The organism is Pseudomonas sp. MBLB4136, assembly GCF_051904765.1.
Taxonomy (GTDB): Bacteria; Pseudomonadota; Gammaproteobacteria; order Pseudomonadales; family Pseudomonadaceae; genus Aquipseudomonas.
In genome coordinates this window covers 1,455,042-1,473,312 of the sequence record NZ_CP196713.1, presented here as the reverse complement: position 1 = coordinate 1,473,312, position 18,271 = coordinate 1,455,042, and the positions used below count along the sequence as shown (strand labels likewise).

Genomic DNA, 18,271 nt, shown 5'->3' with positions numbered 1-18,271 from the left:
ACCAGCCACAGCTGAGCAATCAGCCAGCAGCAGTATTGGAGGAACGTCATGGGCATGCCGCAGTCCCCCCGCTCCGAGTTGGCAGAAGTGCTATTTCGCTTGCGCCGCACCTTCATTTCCCTGGCCTGTTTCAGCGGCGTGATCAACCTGCTGATGCTGACACCGGCGGTTTACATGTTGCAGGTGTACGACCGGGCGCTGGTCAGCAGCAATGTCACCACCCTGCTGATGCTGACCCTGCTGGTCGTCGGTCTCTATGTGCTGATGGGACTGCTGGAGATGGTCCGTTCCACCGTGCTGATCAGGGTCGGCAACCGCCTGGACATGATGCTCAACAAGCGCGTGTTCACCGCCGCCTTCGAGCGCAACCTGAATCGCGCCGGTGGCAACCCGGCCCAGGCGCTGCAGGACATGGCCCAGGTGCGCCAGTTCCTCACCGGCAACGGCCTGTTCGCCTTCTTCGACTCGCCCTGGACGCCGATCTACCTGTTCGTCATCTACCTGGTGCACCCGCTGCTCGGCCTGATCACCCTGATCGGTTCACTGCTGCTGATCTGCCTGGCCTATCTGACCGAAGTCAGCACCCGCAAGCCGCTGGCCGAAGCCAACCAGGCCTCGGTGGCCTCCGGCACGTACGCCAACAACAACCTGCGCAATGCCGAGGTCATCCAGGCCATGGGCATGTTTCCGGCCATCCGCGAGCGCTGGTTCGGCAACCATCAGCAGATTCTCGAGAAGCAGACCCTGGCCTCCGACCGCGCGGCCTACATCAACGGCACCACGCGCTTCCTGCGCGTCACCCTGCAATCCCTGATTCTCGGCACCGGTGCCTTGCTGGCGATCGAAGGCAAGATCACCCCCGGGATGATGATCGCCTGCTCGATCCTCGCCGGCCGTGCCCTCGCCCCGGTCGAACTGGCGATTTCCACCTGGAAGCAGCTGCTCACCAGCCGCGCGGCCTGGGGACGACTGTCCGGCTTGCTGGCCGACTTCCCGGCGCGCAAGCCCTCCATGCCACTGCCCAAGCCGGCGGGTCAGATCAGTGTGGAGGGCGCATTCGCCAACGCCCCCGGCACGCCCCTGACCATTCTGCGCAACATCAGCCTCAACGTCGCACCGGGAGAAGCCCTGGGCATCATCGGCCCCTCGGCCTCGGGCAAGTCGACCCTGGCGCGCCTGCTGGTCGGTGTCTGGCCGGCCCACGCCGGCAAGGTGCGCCTGGACGGGGCGGACGTCTTCCAGTGGAACAAGGAAGAGCTGGGGCCCTGGCTGGGCTATCTGCCCCAGGACGTCGAGCTGTTCGAGGGCACTGTCGCCGAGAACATTTCCCGCTTCGGCGAGATCGATGGCGACGCGGTGATCCTGGCGGCCCAGCAGGCCGGCGTGCACGAAATGATCCTGCGCCTGCCGCAAGGCTACGACACGCCCCTGAGCGCCGACGGCAACTCGCTGTCCGGCGGCCAGAAGCAGCGCATCGGCCTGGCCCGGGCGCTCTACGGCGATCCCTCGCTGATCGTCCTCGACGAACCCAATGCCAGCCTCGACGACGTCGGCGAAGCCGCGCTGGTGAAGGCCCTCGCCGACCTCAAGCAACGTGGCAAGACCCTGGTGCTGATCTCCCATCGGCCGACGGTGCTGAACATAGTCGACAAGATCCTCGTGCTGCGCGAAGGCACGGTGCACATGTTCGGCAGCCGTGACGAAGTGTTCAACGCCCTGCGCCAGGCCGCCGTCATGCCCACCAGCATGGGCGGCGCAACCCTGGCGTCGGTCAAGACCAAGGAGTGATGCGTCATGTCGAATCTCGAGTTCGAACGCAAGAACCTCATGCCTGACAACAGCCAGGAAGCCGTCGACGTGAATGACCGGCGCCCCAGCCGCTGGGGCCTGGCGCTGGTGCTCGCCGGCTTCGGCGGCTTCGTCCTCTGGGCCGTCCTGGCACCGCTGGATGCCGGGGTGGTGGCCAACGCCACGGTCAATGTCACCGACAACCGCAAGACCATCCAGCACCTGGATGGCGGCTCGATCAAGACCATCGCGGTACGCGAAGGACAGATGGTCGAACGCGGCCAGATCCTGGTCGAGCTCGACGCCACCCGTGCCATCGCCGAACAGGGCGTGGTCAGCGGTCAGTACATCGTCATGAAGTCCGTCGAGAACCGTCTGCAAGCCGAACGCGACGGCATGCCCGAGGTGACCTTCGATCCGACGCTGCTCGAACACTTCGCCGGCGACCCGCGCCTGACCGCCTCGATCGCCCTGCAGCAGCGCCTGTTCACCACCCGCCGCGCAGCCCTGACCGGCGAGGCCGGCATCCTCGAGGAAAACATCCGTGGCGCCGAGGAGCAGCTCAAGGGACTGCGCCAGGTGCAGGGCTCGCGCTATGCGCAGATCAAGTTCCTGCGCCAGGAGCTCGACGGCGTGCGCAGCCTGGCGGCCGAAGGCTATGTCACCCGCAATCGGATGCTCGAACTGGAGCGCGAAGCCGCCGAGCTGAACGCCTCGCTGGCGCAGAACATCGCCGAGATCGGCCGGGTCCGCAACCAGATCGCCGAACTCAAGTTGCGCATCCTCCAGCTCGCCCAAAACTTCCAGAAGGAGGTGCAATCGCAGCTGACCGACGCGCAGAAGGAAGCCTCGGCCCTGGCCGATCGCCTGCGTTCGCTGGACCACGAGGTCGCCAACACGGTGATCCGCTCGCCGATCGATGGCGTGGTGCTCGGCCTCAACGTCTCCACCATCGGCGGGGTGATCCAGCCCGGCTCGACCATCATGGACGTGGTACCGGCCAACGAACCGCTGCAGGTGGACGCCATGGTGCCGGTACAGGCCATCGACAAGATGGCTCCTGGCCTGCCGGTGGATATCACCTTTCCGGCCTTCAACCATGCCCAGACGCCGAATATTCCGGGGCGGGTGCTGACCATTTCCGCCGACCGCCTGGTCGACGAAGCCAACAAGCAGCCCTACTACCTGGCGCAGGTCGAGGTCACCCCGGAGGGCATGGACAGGCTCGGCAGCAACCGCATTCGCCCGGGCATGCCGGCCACCGTGACGATAAAAACCGGCGAACGCAACCTGATGAGTTACCTGATGAAGCCTATGCTTGACCGGATCGACAGTGCCTTCAAGGAACAGTGACATGGTGATCCGCTTAGCCTTCGTCTGCCTGGCCACCGCGGCCAGCCTGCCCGCGGCCGCTCTGGACCTGGAGGAAGCCTGGAACACCCTGCGCCTGCAGGGGCCGGTCTACCGCTCGGCGGCTCACGAGCGCGACGCCGGGGTAGAGAACCGCGCCCTCGGTCGAGCCGGCCTGCTGCCGCAGATCAACGCCAGCGCCAGCAAGAACAAGGTGAGCGGCACCCAGGAGTTTGGCAACTCGACCGACAGCGACCTGGATTACGACTCGCAGAACCTCGCCGTGCAACTGCGCCAGCCGCTGTTCGATCGGCAGAAGATGGCCGAGTACCGCCAGGGCCAGCAGCGCGCCGGGTACAGCGAGGCGGTGTTCGACGCCAAGACCCAGAACGTCGCGGTACGCCTGGCCAGCCGTTATTTCGACGTGCTGCTGACCCGGGAAACCATCGAGCTGGCCGACGCCAAGCTCAAGGCCCTGGAGCAGCAGGTGGCCGCCGCCAAGCGGCGCTTCGACCTGGGCGACGGCACCATCACCGATGTCGACCAGGCCACCGCCCGCCGCGACCTGGCCCTGGCCGAGCAGATCGAGGCCCAGGACAACCTGGCGATCGCCCTGCGCCTGCTGCAGGAAATGCTCGGCGAGATGCCGCGGCAGGTCGCCACCCTGCGCAGCGACTTCCCCACGCCCGGCCTGCATCCGGACAACCTGCAGGACTGGCTGAGCAAGGCGCGGGCGAACAACCCGGCGCTGCGCGCCCGTCACTACAACCGGCGCATCGCGGAAGAGGAAGTCAATCGCGCCAACGGCGGACACTGGCCGACACTGGACTTCGTGCTGGGCTACACCAACAGCGAGAGCGACTCGATCACCACCATCGACCAGAAGAACCGCTATGCCTCGGTCGGCCTGGAGTTCAACCTGCCGCTGTACTCGGGCGGCGCGGTCAGTGCCCGGGTGCGCCAGGCCACCGCCAGCCGCGAACAGGCCGGGGAAGACCTCAACGCCACCCGCGAGGAAGTGTTCTCCGCCACCACTCGCGAATTCCGCGGCGTGCAGAGCGGCCCTGCGCGGATCAGGGCGCTGGAACAGGCGGTCGCCTCCAGCAAGCGGGCGCAGGACTCGGCGAAGAAGGGTTTCCTGGCCGGTTCCAGCACCAACGTCGACATCCTCAACGCCGAGGAGCAGGTATTCATCGCCCGCCGCGACCTGCTGGAGGCCAAGTTGCGCTATCTGGTTTCACGCCTGCAACTGGCCGCCGCCGTGGGCCTGCTCGGCGACGACGACATCCGCCAGGCCAACGCCTACCTCGGTCCGGAGCTGACCCTCAACTACTGAGCCGCACAGGCGCGCGGCTCAGCGCCAATGGCGCTCGCGCGCGCGACGATCCTGGCCGGCGCCGAACACCCAGGCGAACATCAGCAACAGCCACTCCAGCGAACTGGCCAGCAGCAATGCGCTGGCGATCCCCCAGGCGATGGCCTCGGGCGCCAGCAGCACCTGATAGCGATAGGCCTGAAACGTCACCTCCAGCAGCTCGTTGTCCGCCGCCGTAGCCAGGTGCCACAGCTGACCGTACCAGGGGCCTTGCATGGCCTGCCGCTCCTCGGCGAGCCAGCGTGCCCGCTCGACCAGCTGGCCGACGCTCTGCGCATCGCTGCGCATCACCGGGTCGTCGCTCACCCGGTAGTGGGCCACCAGGGCCTGCAGATCCGCCTTGAAGAACAGCCTGGCGGTCTCCCGGAAGCCCTTCAGGCTCTGCTCCGACTCCAGGTGGTGCGCCTCGACCCGCTTGCCGTAGTCATCGACGAAGCCAGGCACCTGTACCCCGACCAACAACCCCAGAGCGAACAGCGCCAGACGCAGATAACTTCTCAGCATTGCCTTCCCCCAATGTTCCTTGTCCCCGGCTCAGGCGTTGCCCTGAGCCAGGCATTCGCCGCCACGCCACAGGCGCCATTCGCCCGGCTGGTAGCGGCTCCAGTTCTCGTTATCGGTGAGCGGCTCGGTGACCAGCACGGTTACCACGTCGTTGGGCGTGGTTTCCGCCTGAAAATCCACCCGCAGGTCGGCATCCTTCAACTGCGCCGGGCCGAAGGGCGCGCGCCGGGTGATGTGCGCCAGCTTGGTCGAGCAGAAGCTGAACAGCCAATCGCCATCGCTGAGCAGGCAGTTGAACACCCCCAACTGGCGATACGCCGCGCAGGCCTCGACCAGGCTTGGCAGCAACCGCTCAAAAGGCGCCGGTTCGGGGAACGCCAGGCGCAGGCGGTTGAGCAGATCGCAGAACGCCGCCTCGCTGTCGGTGTCGCCGATGGGTTGGTAGAACCCCGCCGGCGGGCGGAAATCGGCCAGCTGGCCGTTATGGGCGAAACACCAGTTGCGCCCCCACATCTCGCGCACGAAGGGATGGGTGTTGGCCAGGCAGACGCGGCCGACGTTGGCCTGGCGAATGTGACCGATCACCACTTCGCTCTTGATCGGATAGCGCTGTACCAGTTGCGCCACCTCCGACTCGCTGCTGGCCCGCGGGTCCTGGAACAGGCGCAGGCCGCGCCCCTCGTAGAAGCCGATGCCCCAGCCATCGCGATGGGGGCCGGTGCGGCCGCCGCGCTGCATCAGCCCGGTAAAGCTGAAGACGATATCGGTGGGCACATTGGCGCTCATGCCGAGCAGCTCGCACATGGCTAGCGTCCTCCGCTCAGCGCAAGGCGTCGCCGCGCCGACCGGAGGCAGGCACGGCCGACGCGGTGCGCCGGCACTGGATCATTGGCGTTCGCACGGAACATGGGGTCCATAGGCTCTCCTGACGCAGCTGAGCCTATGCTGAAGGCCCGCCGCCACGCCTGCAAGCGCTGGCCAGCGGGCCAGACAGGTCGGGGTTCGAAGATCGGCCTGCCGGCCGGAAAACTCAGAGCCGCGGCTCGATGCGCAGGCGACGCTCGCCACGGGAGTCACGATGGCTGGCGCCCGGCTCAGCGGCGCCTTGCTCCATCAGCTCGCGCAGGGTCGGCGCATCCGCTTCGCGCTCTTCGCGCTCCGGTCCGCCCCGGCGCTTCCACCAGCGCTCGATCGGCCAGCGAACGGCCACGAACAGCAGGTACAGGGCGAAGGCGATCAGGCCGTACATGGCCAGGTCCGCCGCCGCCCGCAAGGCGTTGTTGCCTACCTTGAACAGCAGATCCAGGGCGGCGACGGCGACCGCCGGGGCGAGCAGTTCCTTGGCCGGGTCGACTACGGTCGGGGTCAGCAGCAGCACCGCAACCAGCAGGCGCAGCGGCTCGCGCACATAGCGCCACATCCAGCGGGTCAGGCGGAACCAGACCAGCAGGCAGCCGAGCGCCGCGACGGCATAGGCGCTCCAGGCAAGTAGATAGTCGCTTTCGATCATAACGCGGCGGGTCCCTGACGTGGCGGGGCTTGCAAAGGGGCGCTTATGATAGCGGCTTTTCAACGGCCCGGCGCCCCCACCGTCGGCCGCACCTGATTTCGGAGTTGCCGCATGCCGCACGCCCCCATCGCCCGCACAGAACCCGGCGCCGACCCGTACCGCTGGCTGGAACAGCGAGATGCCGCCGAGGTGCTCGAGCATCTCAAGGCCGAAAACGCCTACCTGGAGGCGCAGCTGGCCGAGCAGAGCGAGCTGCGCGAGACCCTGTTCGAGGAGATCAAGAGGCGCATCCGCGAGACCGACCTGTCGCTGCCGTCGCCCTGGGGGCCCTACCTCTACTACCAGCGCACCACCGCCGGCGACGAGTACCCGCGCCACTATCGCTGCCCACGGCCCAGCGATGACTCGCTGCAGGTCGATGAGCACGCCGAACAGCTACTCCTCGACCCCAACGCCCTGGCGAACGGTGGCTACCTGTCCCTCGGCGCGTTCAGCATCAGCCCGGACCACCAGCGCCTGGCCTACAGCCTGGACACCAGCGGCGATGAGAGCTACCGGCTGTTCGTCAAGGAACTGGCCGACGGCAGCATCCGCGAGCTGCCGTTCGCCGACTGCGACGGCAGCATGACCTGGGCCAACGACAGCCAGACCCTGTTCTTCGGCGAACTGGACGACACCCATCGGCCGCACAAGCTGTATCGCCACCGCCTCGGCGACGACGACGCCACGCTGGTGTTCCATGAAGACGATGGACGCTTCTTCCTGCACTGCTACCGCACCAGCTCGGAACGCCAGCTGGTGCTGGCCCTGGGCAGCAAGACCACCAGCGAGGCCTGGGTGCTGGATGCCGACGCCCCGGAAGAGGCCTTCCGTTGCCTGGCGCCGCGCGAGGACGACCACGAATACTACGTCGACCACGGCAAGCTCGACGGCCGCTGGTGCTGGCTGATTCGCAGCAACCAGAGCGGCATCAACTTCGCCCTGTATTTCGCCAACGAACAGGCTCCGACCCGCGCGCCCTGGCACCTGCTGCGCGCCCACGACGAGCGGGTGATGCTCGAAGGTCTCAGCCTGAACCAGCACGCCCTGGTCCTCAGCCTGCGCGAGGCCGGCCTGCCGATCATCGAGGTGCAGCCCCTGGGGCAGGCCGCCTACCGGGTCCAGCTGCCGGACGCGGCCTACAGCCTGTACGTGCAGGACTCGCTGGAGTTCCACAGCCCGGTCATCCGCCTGCGCTACGAGGCGCTGAACCGCCCGGCGCAGATCCGCCAGCTGAGCCTGGCCGACGGCGCGCAGCAGGTGCTCAAGGAAACCCCGGTGGAAGGCCCGTTCGATGCCGATGCCTATGTCAGCCAGCGCCTGTGGGCCCGCGCCGCGGACGGCACCCAGGTGCCCATCAGCCTGGTGGCGCGCCGCGAGGTACTCCAGGCCGGGCAGCCCGCCCCGCTCTATCTCTACGGCTATGGCGCCTATGGCGAGAGCCTCGACCCCTGGTTCTCCCATGCCCGCCTGAGCCTGCTGGAGCGCGGTTTCGTCTTCGCCATCGCCCATGTGCGCGGCGGCGGCGAACTGGGCGAGGCCTGGTACCGGGCCGGCAAGCTGGAACACAAGCACAACAGCTTCGACGACTTCATCGCCTGCGCCGAGCACCTGATCGACGCCGGCTATACCCGCGCCGAGCGTCTGGCCATCAGCGGTGGCAGCGCCGGCGGCCTGCTGATCGGCGCGGTGCTCAACCTGCGCCCGGAACTGTTCGCCGCGGCCATCGCCGAGGTGCCGTTCGTCGATGTGCTCAACACCATGCAGAACCCCGACCTGCCCCTGACCGTCACCGAGTACGACGAATGGGGCGATCCCCACGAGCCGCAGGTATTCGAGCGGATCAAGGGCTACGCCCCCTACGAAAACGTCAAGGCCCAGGCCTACCCGGCGATACTCGCGGTGGCCGGCTACAACGACAGCCGCGTGCAGTACTGGGAGGCTGCCAAGTGGGTGGCCAAGTTGCGCGCGCACAAGACCGACGAGCGGCTGCTGCTGCTCAAAACCGACCTCGACGCAGGCCATGGCGGCATGAGCGGGCGTTACCAGGCGCTGCGCGACGTGGCCCTGGAGTATGCTTTCCTGCTCAAGGTGCTGGCCGCGAACCCGGGCTAACTGAGCGCGCGGTCACAGCTTCCGGCGGGCGGCCGTTGGCAAGCCCGCCTCAGCCAGCTAACGTCACCTGTGAACCACCCATTTCTTGCCGGACAGCCGTAGAGTTCCCATGCCCGACAGTTCCTACCTGATCGATGAAATCCGCGACATGCTGCTCGACTGCGGCATGTTCCACAACCTGCTGCCGGCCGAACTGCTCAACGCGGCGGGCTATTTCAACATCAGCAAGTTCGACCCGGACGCGGTCATCTGCGACGAGGGCGATGCCGGCACCTTCATGTGCATCATTCATTTCGGCGCGGTGTCGGTGCGCAAGACCAACTCCAGCGGCGAGATCGTCGAGATCGCCAAGCTGCGCAAGGGTCGCGCCTTCGGCGAGATGGCCGTGCTCGATGGCGAAAGACGCTCGGCCAGTTGCGTGGCGGTCACCGACTGCACCCTGCTGGTGCTGGCCAGGGACTCCCTGGAGAAGATGCTGCAGGAAGCCCCCAAGTCGGCCGCCAAGATCATCCGCTCGATCGCCGTGGCCATGTCCAAGCGCCTGCGCATGGTCGACGGCCAGCTGATCGAGAAACAGGTCTGATCCGTCTCAGCGCTGGCGCTGCGGTTGCCGCTCCAGCAGCGGCAGCCTGCCGTCGGCCGGCAGCGGCCCGTCTGGCCGCGGATTGAGCGCTCCGCCCCGATTGCCCGTGCCGTCGTTGAGCAGCGGCAGATGCTGCGGTGCCGTGCCGGGAAGCCCGGCGGGCCGAGGCAGGACGAAGGGTTGCGGGGTGGCGGTGCCCGGCGAGCCCGCCGCACGCTCATACGAGGCCGGCCATCGGGCCTCCTGCGCCGGCAGCGCGGCGACCCATAGCGCGCCCAGGCAGGACAGGGCCAGAACCAACCACGGCATCGACGTCCTCCTTTCTCGCGGAACTACCCCGTTGGGCCGCGCCCCGCTCGATTAGTGCCCGCCCGGCGGTTCTCGCCGACTGCCGGCAGGATTACACTGCGGATACGCCCCGAACCGCACGACGGAACCGACCATGAGCACCGACAAATCGCCCTCGCCCACCGCCAAGCTCGACCGCATCCTCGCCGAGGCCCAGCGCAGCCGCGAAGAAGGCTACCGGCAGAAGGCCCTGAAGATGTACCCCCACGTCTGCGGACGCTGCGGCCGCGAGTTCGCCGGCAAGCGCCTGAGCGAGCTGACCGTGCACCACCGCGACCACAACCACGACAACAACCCCCAGGACGGCTCCAACTGGGAGCTGCTGTGCCTGTACTGCCACGACAACGAGCATTCCCGCTACACCGACCAGCAGTATTTCAGCGAGGGCTCCACGGCCACGCCCCAGGGCCCCAAGGTGACCCACAAGGCCTTCGCCGACCTCGCCGCGCTGCTGAAGAACAAAGAATAAGCCAGTCCGGAGCGCGCCCCGTATACTGGCGCCCTTTGCTCAGGGGGCCCGTTTCGTGGCGAACAAGAGATACAGCTGCATCGGCCTGTTCAATCCCAAGTCGCCGGAGAACGTCGGTGCGGTTATGCGCGCCGCCGGCTGCTACGGCGTCAGTTCGGTGTTCTACACCGGCAAGCGCTACGAGCGCGCCCGCGACTTCGTCACCGACACCAAGCAGGTGCACCTGGATATCCCGCTGATCGCCATCGACGACCTGCAGAAGATCATCCCCCTGGGCTGTACCCCGGTCGCCGTGGAACTGGTCGAGGGCGCCCGGCCCTTGCCGGAGTACACCCACCCGGATCGGGCCATCTACATCTTCGGCCCGGAGGACGGCTCGCTGGACAAGCAGATCCGCAGCTGGTGCGAAGACGTGGTGTACATCCCGACCCAGGGCTGCATGAACCTCGCGGCGACGGTCAACGTGGTGCTCTACGACCGCCTCGCCAAGGGCAATAACACCAAGTCCGGGCCGCTGTTCTAGGTCGGCCTAGCCGCGCCGTTCGGTCAGCGCCAGGCCGATGCCCATGGCCATGATCAGCACGCCGGCAGCGCTCTGCTGCCAGCGGCGCCAGGAAGGCCGGTCGCCCAGGCGTGCGCCGAAATGGCCACACAGCGCGGCGACCGCGGCATTCACCAGGGTGCCGCAGAGGCTGAAGATCACCCCGAGCATGAGCATCTGCCAGACGAAGTGTGGCGAGTCCGGTTGGGCGAACTGCGGCAAGAAGGCCAGAAAGAACAGCGCCACCTTGGGGTTGAACACGTTCACCAGCACACCCTGCCAGAACACCTGAGGCAAGCGCGCCGGCACCAGCGTCTGCTGCTGCGCCTCGCGCCAGCCTGCGCGGATCAGCTGCACGCCCAGCCAGATCAGGTAGAGCACCCCGGCCCACTTCACCAGGCTGAAGGCCAGCGCCGACATCATCAGCAACGCCGACAGGCCGAAGGCGGCCGCCAGGGCGTGCACCAGGCAGCCGGCGCCTATGCCCAGGCTCGACACCAATCCGGCCGGCGTGCCCTGGGCACTGGCGCGCGAGGCGATGTACAGCATGTCCGGTCCGGGCGTCAGGTTCAGTGCCAGGGTAGCGGCGAGAAACAGGCCGAAATGTTCGATGCCGAGCATGGTCCTTCTCCGTCAGGGCGCTCAAGCCCTGGATGATCAACGCAGCAGACGGGAGTCCAGCACCTTGGACGGCTTGCCCATGACGCTTTCGCTGATCTCCACCAGATCCCGGGTGCTGACCTTGTTCAAGCGCATCAGGCCACGGGTCACGTCATCCAGCGAACGCGGGTGATTGCCCTTGGTGGCCTGGCGGATCTCGCGATCCAGCTCCTGCAGCAGCAGCACCGCCCGCGCCGTCACCGGCCCCGTGGAGCGGTTGCCGCGCAGGCTCTTGACCGGCTTGCTCCACTTGTTCAGCTGCTGGCGAATCTTCTGGTAGCGCTCCTCGTTCAAGCCGCCGGCGCGGCGCATCAGCTCGATGGCGTAGTACTCGGCCAGGCCCTCGACGACCCAGTCGCTGCGGTCGCGCTGGCTGATGCGGCTGAACACGTGCACCAGTTCGTGCACCAGGGAACTGGTGCCGTTCTCGCTGACCAGCGGACGGTCCGTGTGCATGTAGTAGGAGTTGGTCGCCGACAGGCCGCCGCGCCACATCGGGTCGCCGGCACCGACGATCAGCAGCTTGGCCGGATCGCGCGGGAAGACCTCCTGCATCTGTGGCCAGACGAAGGTCAGCAGGGTGAGGATATCCATCCGCCGCATGCCTTCGCCGACCGGCGCCGCCACGGTCACCTCGGTATCACCGAGCCGCACCCGGCGCGTGCCGATCTTGCCGGCGACTATCCAGCCGGTCGGCCGGTCGAACTTGCGCAGCGGGTTGTCGATGCGGAACTTGTTCTTGCCGATGCGCGGCCAGCCGGTTTCGACGCCGCGCCAGCCCTTGGGCAGGTCGAATCGCAGGCGCGCGACCAGCTCGGTCTTGTCCTCCTGGCGCAGCCTGGCGCTGGGCACCAGGTCGTCGCCGCGCAGCAGCGCCCAGTCTTCGGTCATGCGCGCATCAAAGTGCTCGTCGTTGCGCAGATGATTGACGCGCACCCGGTAGCTCAGCGTGGCCCGGCCCTCGGCCGGCTGCCACAGGCCGCGCCCGGGACTGTCCTGGGTCCACTGGCCATCGGCGCTGAAATCGCTGTACATGCCCTCCTCACCCAGGTCGAAATCCAGGCCCAGGACCCGCTCGCCCTTCTCCAGGGTCAGGCTGACCTCGGCCTGATCGGATTCCGGCAGAAAGCGCACCCGATAGTCCAGGTCGACCTTCACGGCCGCCCACAGCGGGGTACTGAGCATCAACGAGATGGCGAACAACAAGCTAAGGCGAATCGGCATGCTGGGCATTTCCTTGGCAACAAAGATGCGGATCACGGCGCCGGGCCGGTTCCCGGGCGCTGCCGGCTACGCTTGCACAAAGCCGGCGGGGCTGCAACGGTGCCTAGCCGGCGCGGAAGATCAGGTGCTCTTCCCAGTCGTCCTCGGCCACCTTGTTTTCGCTGAGCATGCGCCCGGCCTGGGAGATGCGCTCGACATGCACCGCGTCGCGATCGCCGCAGACCAGATGGTGCCAGAGCGGCAGGTCCTTGCCTTCGCTGACCAGGCGATAGGCGCAGGTCGGCGGCAGCCACTGGAACTGATCGGCCTGGGCCGGGGTGAGCTGGATGCAGTCGGGGACGAAGCGTGCGCGGTTGGCGTAGTCGGTGCAGCGACAGGTGTCCAGGTCGAGCAGCTTGCAGGCGATGCGCGTGTAGTAGACGCTGCCGTCGTCCTCGTCCTCGAGCTTCTGCAGGCAGCACAGGCCGCAGCCGTCGCACAGCGACTCCCACTCGTCCTGGTCGAGCTGGGCGAGGGTCTTGCGTTTCCAGAAGGGTTCGACTTTGGCGGCCATAACGAGCGGTACGGGGACAGGCGAAAGGGCCGGCAGTCTAGCGTGGCGCCGGCGCCCGGCCAAGGGCGCATCGCCGAACGGCGCCGGCTAGTAGCCGCGCACGAAATCCACCTGGCCGCGCAGTTCATGGCCGGTGCGAAAGCGCGTCAGGTTGTCGAGGAACAACTGCGCCATCAGCCGTGGCTCGGTCGGCGCCGACGTGTGACCGGTGAGCAGCAGGTGCGGCGCGGTCCAGAACGGATGACTGGCAGGCAGCGGCTCCTGGCGACAGACGTCGATCACCGCGCCGGCCAGCTGCCCCTGCTCCAGGGCCGCGACCAGATCGGCATCGACCACCGCCACCCCGCGTCCGGCGTTGATCAGCAGCGCACTGGGCTGGAGCCGGGCCAGCAACGCGGCGTCGTAGATGTCGCGGGTGGCCGGCGTGTCCGGCAGCAGGTTGACCAGGTAATCGGCCTGGGCCGCCAGGCGCGGCAGCTGGTCCATGCCCGTCACCTCGAGGAAGGGTTTCTGTACCCGCGCCTGACTGGCCACACCGAGCAGTTCGACACCGAAGGGCGCGAGGAAGTGCGCCACACTCTGGCCGATATCGCCGCAGCCGACGATCAGCACCCGGCGTCCGACCAGGCTGTGCGGTAAACCGATGTCCCAGCGCTGCTCGACCTGCGCGGCCAGACGCGCGAACAGCTGGCGCTCGTGGGCCAGCAGGTGGCCCAGCACATACTCGGCCATCACCTGGCCGAAGATACCCACCGCGCGGCTGAGGCGGTAGTCGCACGGCAACTGCGGCGCCAGCAAGGGGGTGATGCCGGCCCAGGTGGACTGCAGCCACTGCGGCTTGTGCCCCTGCGCCAGCAACGCGGCGAGCAGGTCCGGCTGGCCCAGCCACAGCGGGCAACCGGCGGCCAGCAGGCTCAGCTCGGCGGGATCGGCGCTGGCATGCAGCTGCAGCTCCGGCGCCGCTTGATGCAGCAGTTCGGCATAGGTGGCGTGGTCGGTTTCGGCGATCAGCAGGTGCATGGTGTGTCCTGGGCAGGTCGTGATCAGACCGGATCGTTGCGACGCAGCAGCTCGTCCGGCAGGTGCTCGATATATTCCTCTTCCGGCGGCGGCATCTGCAGGTGAAAGCCCTGCTGCTCGAGGTTGTCGAGCACCTTGTGGATGTCCTCGCGGGCCAGCTGGCGCTCGGGGCTCATCAGCATGTCGAAGGTGTGGATGGGCGGCCCGAAGGCGGCCAGCAGGTTCTCCGGCACACGCTTGAGCGCATCGCTCTTGAGCACGTAGAGGTACATCTCGTTCTTGCGTGGACTTTTGTAGATCGAGCAGATGCGTTTCACGCGGGGTCTCCTTCGGCGGCCAGGCAGTCGAGCAGGGCCTGGCCCATCAATTCACGGCGCCAGCCACGCAGGGCGTCCGGCAGTTCATACGGGCCATCGGGGTAGCCGCTTTTCAGCAGGGCTTCCAGGGTTTTCTTGCGCAGCATCAGCTCCGGCGCGATGTCCAGGCGCTCGGCCTGGCGCTGGCCGATGGCGCGCAGCTTCTTCAGCAGGGCCGAGGCTTCCACCGGCAGCGGCTCGGGCAGCGCCTCGGGCCAGTCGGCCGGCGGCGTGGCGGCGGCGTCCTTGATCAGCTGCAGCAGGGTCTCGCCATCCTGGCGCACGGTCTTGGGGTGCATATCGTCGATCCGCGCCAGGGCCACCAGGTTGTCCGGCTGGCTGCGCGCCAGCGGCCACAGCGAATGCTCGCGGATGATGCGGTTGCGCGGCTGGTTGCGTGCCCGCGCCTCGTGCTCGCGCCAGGCGCAAAGCGCGCGCAACACGGCCAGTTGCTGGCGCGACAGTTTCCAGGCCAGCTTGGCCTCGCGGTAGGCCTCCTGCGGGTCGACTTCGCGACACAGGTTGGCCACCAGCTCGGCACCGTCCTCCAGAACCCAGGCGTTCTTCTCGCTCGACAACAGCTTCTGCTGGGCGTCGTAGACCTCGGCCAGGTGCAGCACATCCTCGGCGGCGTAGCTGACCTGGGTCGTCGACAGTGGCCGCTGCAACCAGTCGGAGCGGGTCTCGCCCTTGGGCAGCTCGATGTTGAGCACCGCCTGGACCAGACGCGAATAGCCCATGGAGAAACCCAGGTTGAGGTAGCCGGCGGCCAGCTGGGTGTCGAACAGCGGCGTCGGCAGGCTGCCGGTCAGGCGCAGGAAGACCTCCAGGTCCTCGCTGCAGGCGTGCAGCACCTTGACCACCGCCGGGTCTTCGAGCAACGCGGCGAAAGGTTTCCAGTCGCCGATCTGCAGGGGGTCGATCAGGTAGGCGCGCTCCCCCTCGCTGACCTGCAACAGGCCGGCGATCGGATAGAAGGTGTCGACCCGCATGAACTCGGTGTCCAGGGCCACGAAGGGTAAACGGCGCCAGTCGGCGCAATGCCGAGCCAGGCTGGCGTCGTCAAGAATCCAGTGAATATCGATAGCCACGCGGCACTCCCGTCAAGAATACCGCGCAGTATATATCGCCCTCGCCCTTCGCCGGGCATCGATACCGGCAAAGGGGCGCGTCCCGCGCGACCTGTGTAATCTGACGCCCACGCGCCATCCGCCCGACTTCAGTACAAGGAATGACCACCATGAAGAAATTGCTTGGCCTGCTCGCGCTGGCACTAACCGCGAGCGCCCTCTACCTGGCCGTCACCCCCAGCCCCATCGAGCCACTGGCCTGGCAGGCGCCGCCCGCTCCCGCCATGACCGGCGTACTGGAACCCAACGACACCCTGATGAAGGCCGAGCTGCTCGGCAAGGGACAGCTGCAGGGGCCGGAAGACAGCGCGGTGGACGCCCAGGGCCGGGTCTACAGCGGCCTGCACGACGGGCGCATCGTACGCATTGCAGACGACGGTCAGATCAAGCCTTTCGCCCACACCGGTGGACGCCCCCTGGGCATGGATTTCGACGCCGCAGGCAACCTGATCGTCGCCGACGCCTACAAGGGGCTGCTGTCCATCGACCCTCGGGGACGGATCGAGGTGCTCGCCAGCGAGGCGGCGGGCGTCCCGTTCCGCTTCACCGACGACCTGGACATCGCCGCCGACGGCACCATCTATTTCAGCGACGCCTCGTCGCGCTTCGAGCAGCCCGACTACCTGCTCGACCTGCTCGAGGCCCGTCCCCACGGTCGCCTGCTCAGCTATGAACCGGCCAGCGGCGAGACCCGTGTGCTACTCGAGGGCCTGTACTTCGCCAACGGCGTGGCGCTGTCGGCCGACGAGGATTTCGTCCTGGTCAACGAAACCTACCGCTACCGCATCACCCGCTACTGGCTCAAGGGCGAGCAGGCCGGCACAGCGGATACCTTCATCGACAACCTGCCGGGTTTGCCGGACAACCTGCAGGGCGATGGCGCCGGCACCTTCTGGGTCGCGATGCCGACCCCGCGCAAAACCGATGCCGACTTCCTCCATCGCCACCCCTGGCTCAAGGCGCAGCTGGCCAAACTGCCGCGCGCCCTGTGGCCCAAGGCGATCCCCTACGGCCTGGTCATCGCCCTCAACGAACAGGGCGAGATCGTCCGCAGCCTGCACGACAGCAGCGGCAGCCACCTGCGCATGGTCACCTCGGCCAAGCCGGTGGGCGACTACCTGTACCTCGGCAGCCTGGACAACGACCGCCTCGGCAGGCTGAGGATCCACTGACTCGCCCTACGAGAAAGCCCGCCGGCGGTTGACCCGCGGCGGGCTGCGTTCGGTGACGAGCGCGTGACTGTTACTTGAGTTTTTCGGCGATCCAGATGGTGTGCCGGGTGCCACGGTTGCCGTGGGCATAGACCTGCACTTCCTCGACCTTGAAGCCGCTGCGGCGCACCTTGTCGGCGAAGGCGCGGTCGACGCTGGCCGACCACACCGCCAGCATGCCCTTGGGGCGCAGCGCCTGGTGGCACTGACGCAGGCCCTCGGCCGAATACAGCCAGCCATTGCCCTTCTGGGTCAGCCCCTCGGGACCGTTGTCGACATCCAGCATGATCGCATCGAAGGCCTGGGCGGACGCCTTGAGCAGCTTGGCGACATCCTCCTGGACCACCCGGGTGCGCGGGTCCAGCAGCGGGTACCCCGACTTGGCGCCCAGCGCCCCGCGGTTCCACTCCACCACGCCGGGCACCAGTTCGGCCACCGTCACCTCGGCATCCGCCCCCAGGTGCTGCAGCGCCGAAGCCAGGGTAAAGCCCATGCCCAGGCCGCCGATCAGCGCCCGCACCTGCGGCCGGCCGGCCACCTTCTTGCAGGGAATCGCCGCCAGGGCGTCTTCCGAGCCGTGCATGCGCGTGTTCATCAGCTGGCCACCGTCGCCGCCGGCGATCTTGATCACGAAGTCCTCGCCGTACTCGAACAGACACAGCGCGCCGGCGCCATCGGGAATCTGAGCCGTGTCCAGCAGTACGAAGCGTTTCATGTCGATCGACCGACCTGTGCAGTGAAAGAAGGCGGCACGATACAGCAGCCCGGCTCAGGCCACAGCCAGCATGTGCCCGACGATACCCAGTACGAAACCCAGCAAGGCGCCCAGTGCTTGTCCAGCCTGGCCTGGGGGGCGATGTCCTGAAACACCGAGTAGAGGATGCCGCCGGCGGCGAACAGCATGATGGCGCCGACCAGCGCCGGACTGTCGGCCAGCCACAGATAGCCGCACCCCCCGGCCACCGGGCCGAGCAACGCCATGGCGGCGAACAGCAGGATGATCCTGGCGCGGCTGTAACGGGTCGAATCCTTCAGCTCGCGATAGGCGTTGAAGCCCTCCGGCAGGTTCTGCAGGCCGATGAGCAGCGCCAGCAGCACCGCCCCCTCGCCGCCGATGGCAAAGGCCGCGCCCAGGGCCAGGGATTCGGGAACGAAGTCGGCGAGCATGGCCGCCAGCTGGCTGGCCGAGGTCTGCATGCGGTACAGGAGGATGTCCACCGCCATGAACGCCGCCCCGCCGGCAGCGAAATACAGCATGACCGGGACAGGGCTGAGATCGTCGATCGCCTCCGGCACCAGCACCAGGGCCACCGCCGCCAGCAAGGCGCCGCCGCCGAAGGCGATCACACTGTGGCGAAACTCCTCCTCCAGCCAGCCGGGGCTGATCCGCTCGACACTGGCCAGGGCCGCACCGAACGGCATCGCCATGCCCGCAATCAGGGTGAATAGCACCACCATCAGCAACTGCTGCACACATCACCTCTTCCATGCTCAA

Annotated in this window: 20 protein-coding genes; 8 read left to right on the top strand and 12 right to left on the bottom strand. The window is 67.3% G+C overall.

Features of this window, described 5'->3' with window-relative positions; genetic code table 11:
* Window positions 1-54 precede the first annotated feature (54 nt).
* From ACSX1D_RS06720 to ACSX1D_RS06710, 3 genes are read left to right on the top strand one after another with little or no spacing between them, the layout of a single operon-like run.
* Window positions 55-1,788, top strand: coding sequence for a type I secretion system permease/ATPase (locus ACSX1D_RS06720; protein WP_439861521.1), 1,734 nt, complete (start codon window positions 55-57; stop codon window positions 1,786-1,788).
* A gap of 39 nt (window positions 1,789-1,827) precedes the next feature.
* Window positions 1,828-3,141 carry an HlyD family type I secretion periplasmic adaptor subunit gene (locus tag ACSX1D_RS06715; RefSeq protein ID WP_439862275.1) on the top strand — a complete coding sequence of 438 codons (1,314 nt, stop codon included), beginning with the start codon at window positions 1,828-1,830 and terminating at the stop codon, window positions 3,139-3,141.
* 1 nt (window position 3,142) lies between these two features.
* Entirely contained in the window at window positions 3,143-4,474 is a 1,332-nt protein-coding gene (locus tag ACSX1D_RS06710) for a TolC family outer membrane protein (protein ID WP_439861520.1), read from the top strand.
* An 18-nt stretch (window positions 4,475-4,492) separates the two neighbouring features.
* On the opposite strand, the gene ACSX1D_RS06705 is transcribed toward ACSX1D_RS06710, so the two are convergent.
* From ACSX1D_RS06705 to ACSX1D_RS06695, 3 genes are all read right to left on the bottom strand, one after another.
* A complete protein-coding gene (locus ACSX1D_RS06705; protein ID WP_439861519.1) occupies window positions 4,493-5,017 on the bottom strand; it encodes a DUF2937 family protein in 525 nt (174 codons plus the stop codon).
* Between the two features lie 30 nt (window positions 5,018-5,047).
* Complete coding sequence (locus ACSX1D_RS06700; protein WP_439861518.1) at window positions 5,048-5,821, bottom strand: class II glutamine amidotransferase; 774 nt, start codon at window positions 5,819-5,821, stop codon at window positions 5,048-5,050.
* 226 nt (window positions 5,822-6,047) lie between these two features.
* Window positions 6,048-6,527 carry an MFS transporter gene (locus ACSX1D_RS06695; protein WP_439861517.1) on the bottom strand — a complete coding sequence of 160 codons (480 nt, stop codon included), beginning with the start codon at window positions 6,525-6,527 and terminating at the stop codon, window positions 6,048-6,050.
* A gap of 111 nt (window positions 6,528-6,638) precedes the next feature.
* Between ACSX1D_RS06695 and ACSX1D_RS06690 the strand changes: the two genes are divergently transcribed.
* Entirely contained in the window at window positions 6,639-8,681 is a 2,043-nt protein-coding gene (locus ACSX1D_RS06690; protein WP_439861516.1) for a S9 family peptidase, read from the top strand.
* A gap of 109 nt (window positions 8,682-8,790) precedes the next feature.
* Window positions 8,791-9,264 carry a cyclic nucleotide-binding domain-containing protein gene (locus ACSX1D_RS06685; RefSeq protein WP_439861515.1) on the top strand — a complete coding sequence of 158 codons (474 nt, stop codon included), beginning with the start codon at window positions 8,791-8,793 and terminating at the stop codon, window positions 9,262-9,264.
* A gap of 6 nt (window positions 9,265-9,270) precedes the next feature.
* Here the strand turns inward: ACSX1D_RS06685 and ACSX1D_RS06680 are convergent, their stop codons facing one another.
* Complete coding sequence (locus ACSX1D_RS06680; protein ID WP_439861514.1) at window positions 9,271-9,573, bottom strand: hypothetical protein; 303 nt, start codon at window positions 9,571-9,573, stop codon at window positions 9,271-9,273.
* A 133-nt stretch (window positions 9,574-9,706) separates the two neighbouring features.
* On the opposite strand from ACSX1D_RS06680, the gene ACSX1D_RS06675 reads away from it, so the two are divergent.
* Both ACSX1D_RS06675 and ACSX1D_RS06670 read left to right on the top strand, forming a co-directional pair.
* Complete coding sequence (locus ACSX1D_RS06675) at window positions 9,707-10,081, top strand: YajD family HNH nuclease (protein WP_255839136.1); 375 nt, start codon at window positions 9,707-9,709, stop codon at window positions 10,079-10,081.
* Between the two features lie 55 nt (window positions 10,082-10,136).
* Window positions 10,137-10,604, top strand: a complete 468-nt coding sequence (locus ACSX1D_RS06670; RefSeq protein ID WP_208709093.1) for an RNA methyltransferase — start codon at window positions 10,137-10,139, stop codon at window positions 10,602-10,604.
* A 6-nt stretch (window positions 10,605-10,610) separates the two neighbouring features.
* On the opposite strand, the gene ACSX1D_RS06665 is transcribed toward ACSX1D_RS06670, so the two are convergent.
* The 6 genes from ACSX1D_RS06665 to rnd all read right to left on the bottom strand — a co-directional run bounded on the left by ACSX1D_RS06665 (window position 10,611) and on the right by rnd (window position 15,526).
* Entirely contained in the window at window positions 10,611-11,243 is a 633-nt protein-coding gene (locus ACSX1D_RS06665; RefSeq protein ID WP_439861513.1) for a LysE family translocator, read from the bottom strand.
* A 36-nt stretch (window positions 11,244-11,279) separates the two neighbouring features.
* The gene (locus tag ACSX1D_RS06660; protein ID WP_439861512.1) at window positions 11,280-12,506 is read right to left on the bottom strand and encodes a hypothetical protein; all 1,227 of its coding nucleotides are present in this window, start codon (window positions 12,504-12,506) and stop codon (window positions 11,280-11,282) included.
* A 103-nt stretch (window positions 12,507-12,609) separates the two neighbouring features.
* Window positions 12,610-13,059: a YcgN family cysteine cluster protein gene (locus tag ACSX1D_RS06655; protein WP_439861511.1), complete on the bottom strand. Its 450-nt coding sequence runs from the start codon at window positions 13,057-13,059 to the stop codon at window positions 12,610-12,612.
* A gap of 87 nt (window positions 13,060-13,146) precedes the next feature.
* The gene (locus ACSX1D_RS06650) at window positions 13,147-14,079 is read right to left on the bottom strand and encodes a D-2-hydroxyacid dehydrogenase (protein WP_439861510.1); all 933 of its coding nucleotides are present in this window, start codon (window positions 14,077-14,079) and stop codon (window positions 13,147-13,149) included.
* Between the two features lie 23 nt (window positions 14,080-14,102).
* The gene (locus tag ACSX1D_RS06645; RefSeq protein ID WP_439861509.1) at window positions 14,103-14,396 is read right to left on the bottom strand and encodes a YcgL domain-containing protein; all 294 of its coding nucleotides are present in this window, start codon (window positions 14,394-14,396) and stop codon (window positions 14,103-14,105) included.
* Window positions 14,393-15,526, bottom strand: a complete 1,134-nt coding sequence (rnd, locus tag ACSX1D_RS06640) for a ribonuclease D (protein WP_439861508.1) — start codon at window positions 15,524-15,526, stop codon at window positions 14,393-14,395. Before rnd ends, ACSX1D_RS06645 begins: the two co-directional genes overlap by 4 nt.
* A gap of 149 nt (window positions 15,527-15,675) precedes the next feature.
* On the opposite strand from rnd, the gene ACSX1D_RS06635 reads away from it, so the two are divergent.
* Entirely contained in the window at window positions 15,676-16,737 is a 1,062-nt protein-coding gene (locus tag ACSX1D_RS06635; RefSeq protein WP_439861507.1) for an SMP-30/gluconolactonase/LRE family protein, read from the top strand.
* A gap of 70 nt (window positions 16,738-16,807) precedes the next feature.
* On the opposite strand, the gene ACSX1D_RS06630 is transcribed toward ACSX1D_RS06635, so the two are convergent.
* A complete protein-coding gene (locus ACSX1D_RS06630) occupies window positions 16,808-17,491 on the bottom strand; it encodes a spermidine synthase (protein WP_439861506.1) in 684 nt (227 codons plus the stop codon).
* Window positions 17,488-18,249 (bottom strand): ZIP family metal transporter, encoded by a 762-nt coding sequence (locus ACSX1D_RS06625; RefSeq protein WP_439861505.1) that lies wholly within the window; start codon window positions 18,247-18,249, stop codon window positions 17,488-17,490. The genes ACSX1D_RS06630 and ACSX1D_RS06625 overlap by 4 nt, the downstream gene beginning before the upstream one ends.
* Window positions 18,250-18,271 lie beyond the last annotated feature (22 nt).

What these genes read in the sequence shown, in the direction of transcription:
- ACSX1D_RS06720 (WP_439861521.1), top strand. Translation starts at nt 55, where the DNA reads ATGCCGCAGTCCCCCCGCTCCGAGTTGGCAGAAGTGCTATTTCGCTTG.
- ACSX1D_RS06665 (WP_439861513.1), bottom strand. Translation starts at nt 11,243, where the DNA reads ATGCTCGGCATCGAACATTTCGGCCTGTTTCTCGCCGCTACCCTGGCA.
- ACSX1D_RS06675 (WP_255839136.1), top strand. Translation starts at nt 9,707, where the DNA reads ATGAGCACCGACAAATCGCCCTCGCCCACCGCCAAGCTCGACCGCATC.
- ACSX1D_RS06690 (WP_439861516.1), top strand. Translation starts at nt 6,639, where the DNA reads ATGCCGCACGCCCCCATCGCCCGCACAGAACCCGGCGCCGACCCGTAC.
- ACSX1D_RS06700 (WP_439861518.1), bottom strand. Translation starts at nt 5,821, where the DNA reads ATGTGCGAGCTGCTCGGCATGAGCGCCAATGTGCCCACCGATATCGTC.
- ACSX1D_RS06655 (WP_439861511.1), bottom strand. Translation starts at nt 13,059, where the DNA reads ATGGCCGCCAAAGTCGAACCCTTCTGGAAACGCAAGACCCTCGCCCAG.
- ACSX1D_RS06630 (WP_439861506.1), bottom strand. Translation starts at nt 17,491, where the DNA reads ATGAAACGCTTCGTACTGCTGGACACGGCTCAGATTCCCGATGGCGCC.
- ACSX1D_RS06660 (WP_439861512.1), bottom strand. Translation starts at nt 12,506, where the DNA reads ATGCCGATTCGCCTTAGCTTGTTGTTCGCCATCTCGTTGATGCTCAGT.
- ACSX1D_RS06695 (WP_439861517.1), bottom strand. Translation starts at nt 6,527, where the DNA reads ATGATCGAAAGCGACTATCTACTTGCCTGGAGCGCCTATGCCGTCGCG.
- ACSX1D_RS06710 (WP_439861520.1), top strand. Translation starts at nt 3,143, where the DNA reads ATGGTGATCCGCTTAGCCTTCGTCTGCCTGGCCACCGCGGCCAGCCTG.
- ACSX1D_RS06705 (WP_439861519.1), bottom strand. Translation starts at nt 5,017, where the DNA reads ATGCTGAGAAGTTATCTGCGTCTGGCGCTGTTCGCTCTGGGGTTGTTG.
- ACSX1D_RS06650 (WP_439861510.1), bottom strand. Translation starts at nt 14,079, where the DNA reads ATGCACCTGCTGATCGCCGAAACCGACCACGCCACCTATGCCGAACTG.
- ACSX1D_RS06685 (WP_439861515.1), top strand. Translation starts at nt 8,791, where the DNA reads ATGCCCGACAGTTCCTACCTGATCGATGAAATCCGCGACATGCTGCTC.
- ACSX1D_RS06715 (WP_439862275.1), top strand. Translation starts at nt 1,828, where the DNA reads ATGCCTGACAACAGCCAGGAAGCCGTCGACGTGAATGACCGGCGCCCC.
- ACSX1D_RS06635 (WP_439861507.1), top strand. Translation starts at nt 15,676, where the DNA reads ATGAAGAAATTGCTTGGCCTGCTCGCGCTGGCACTAACCGCGAGCGCC.
- ACSX1D_RS06680 (WP_439861514.1), bottom strand. Translation starts at nt 9,573, where the DNA reads ATGCCGTGGTTGGTTCTGGCCCTGTCCTGCCTGGGCGCGCTATGGGTC.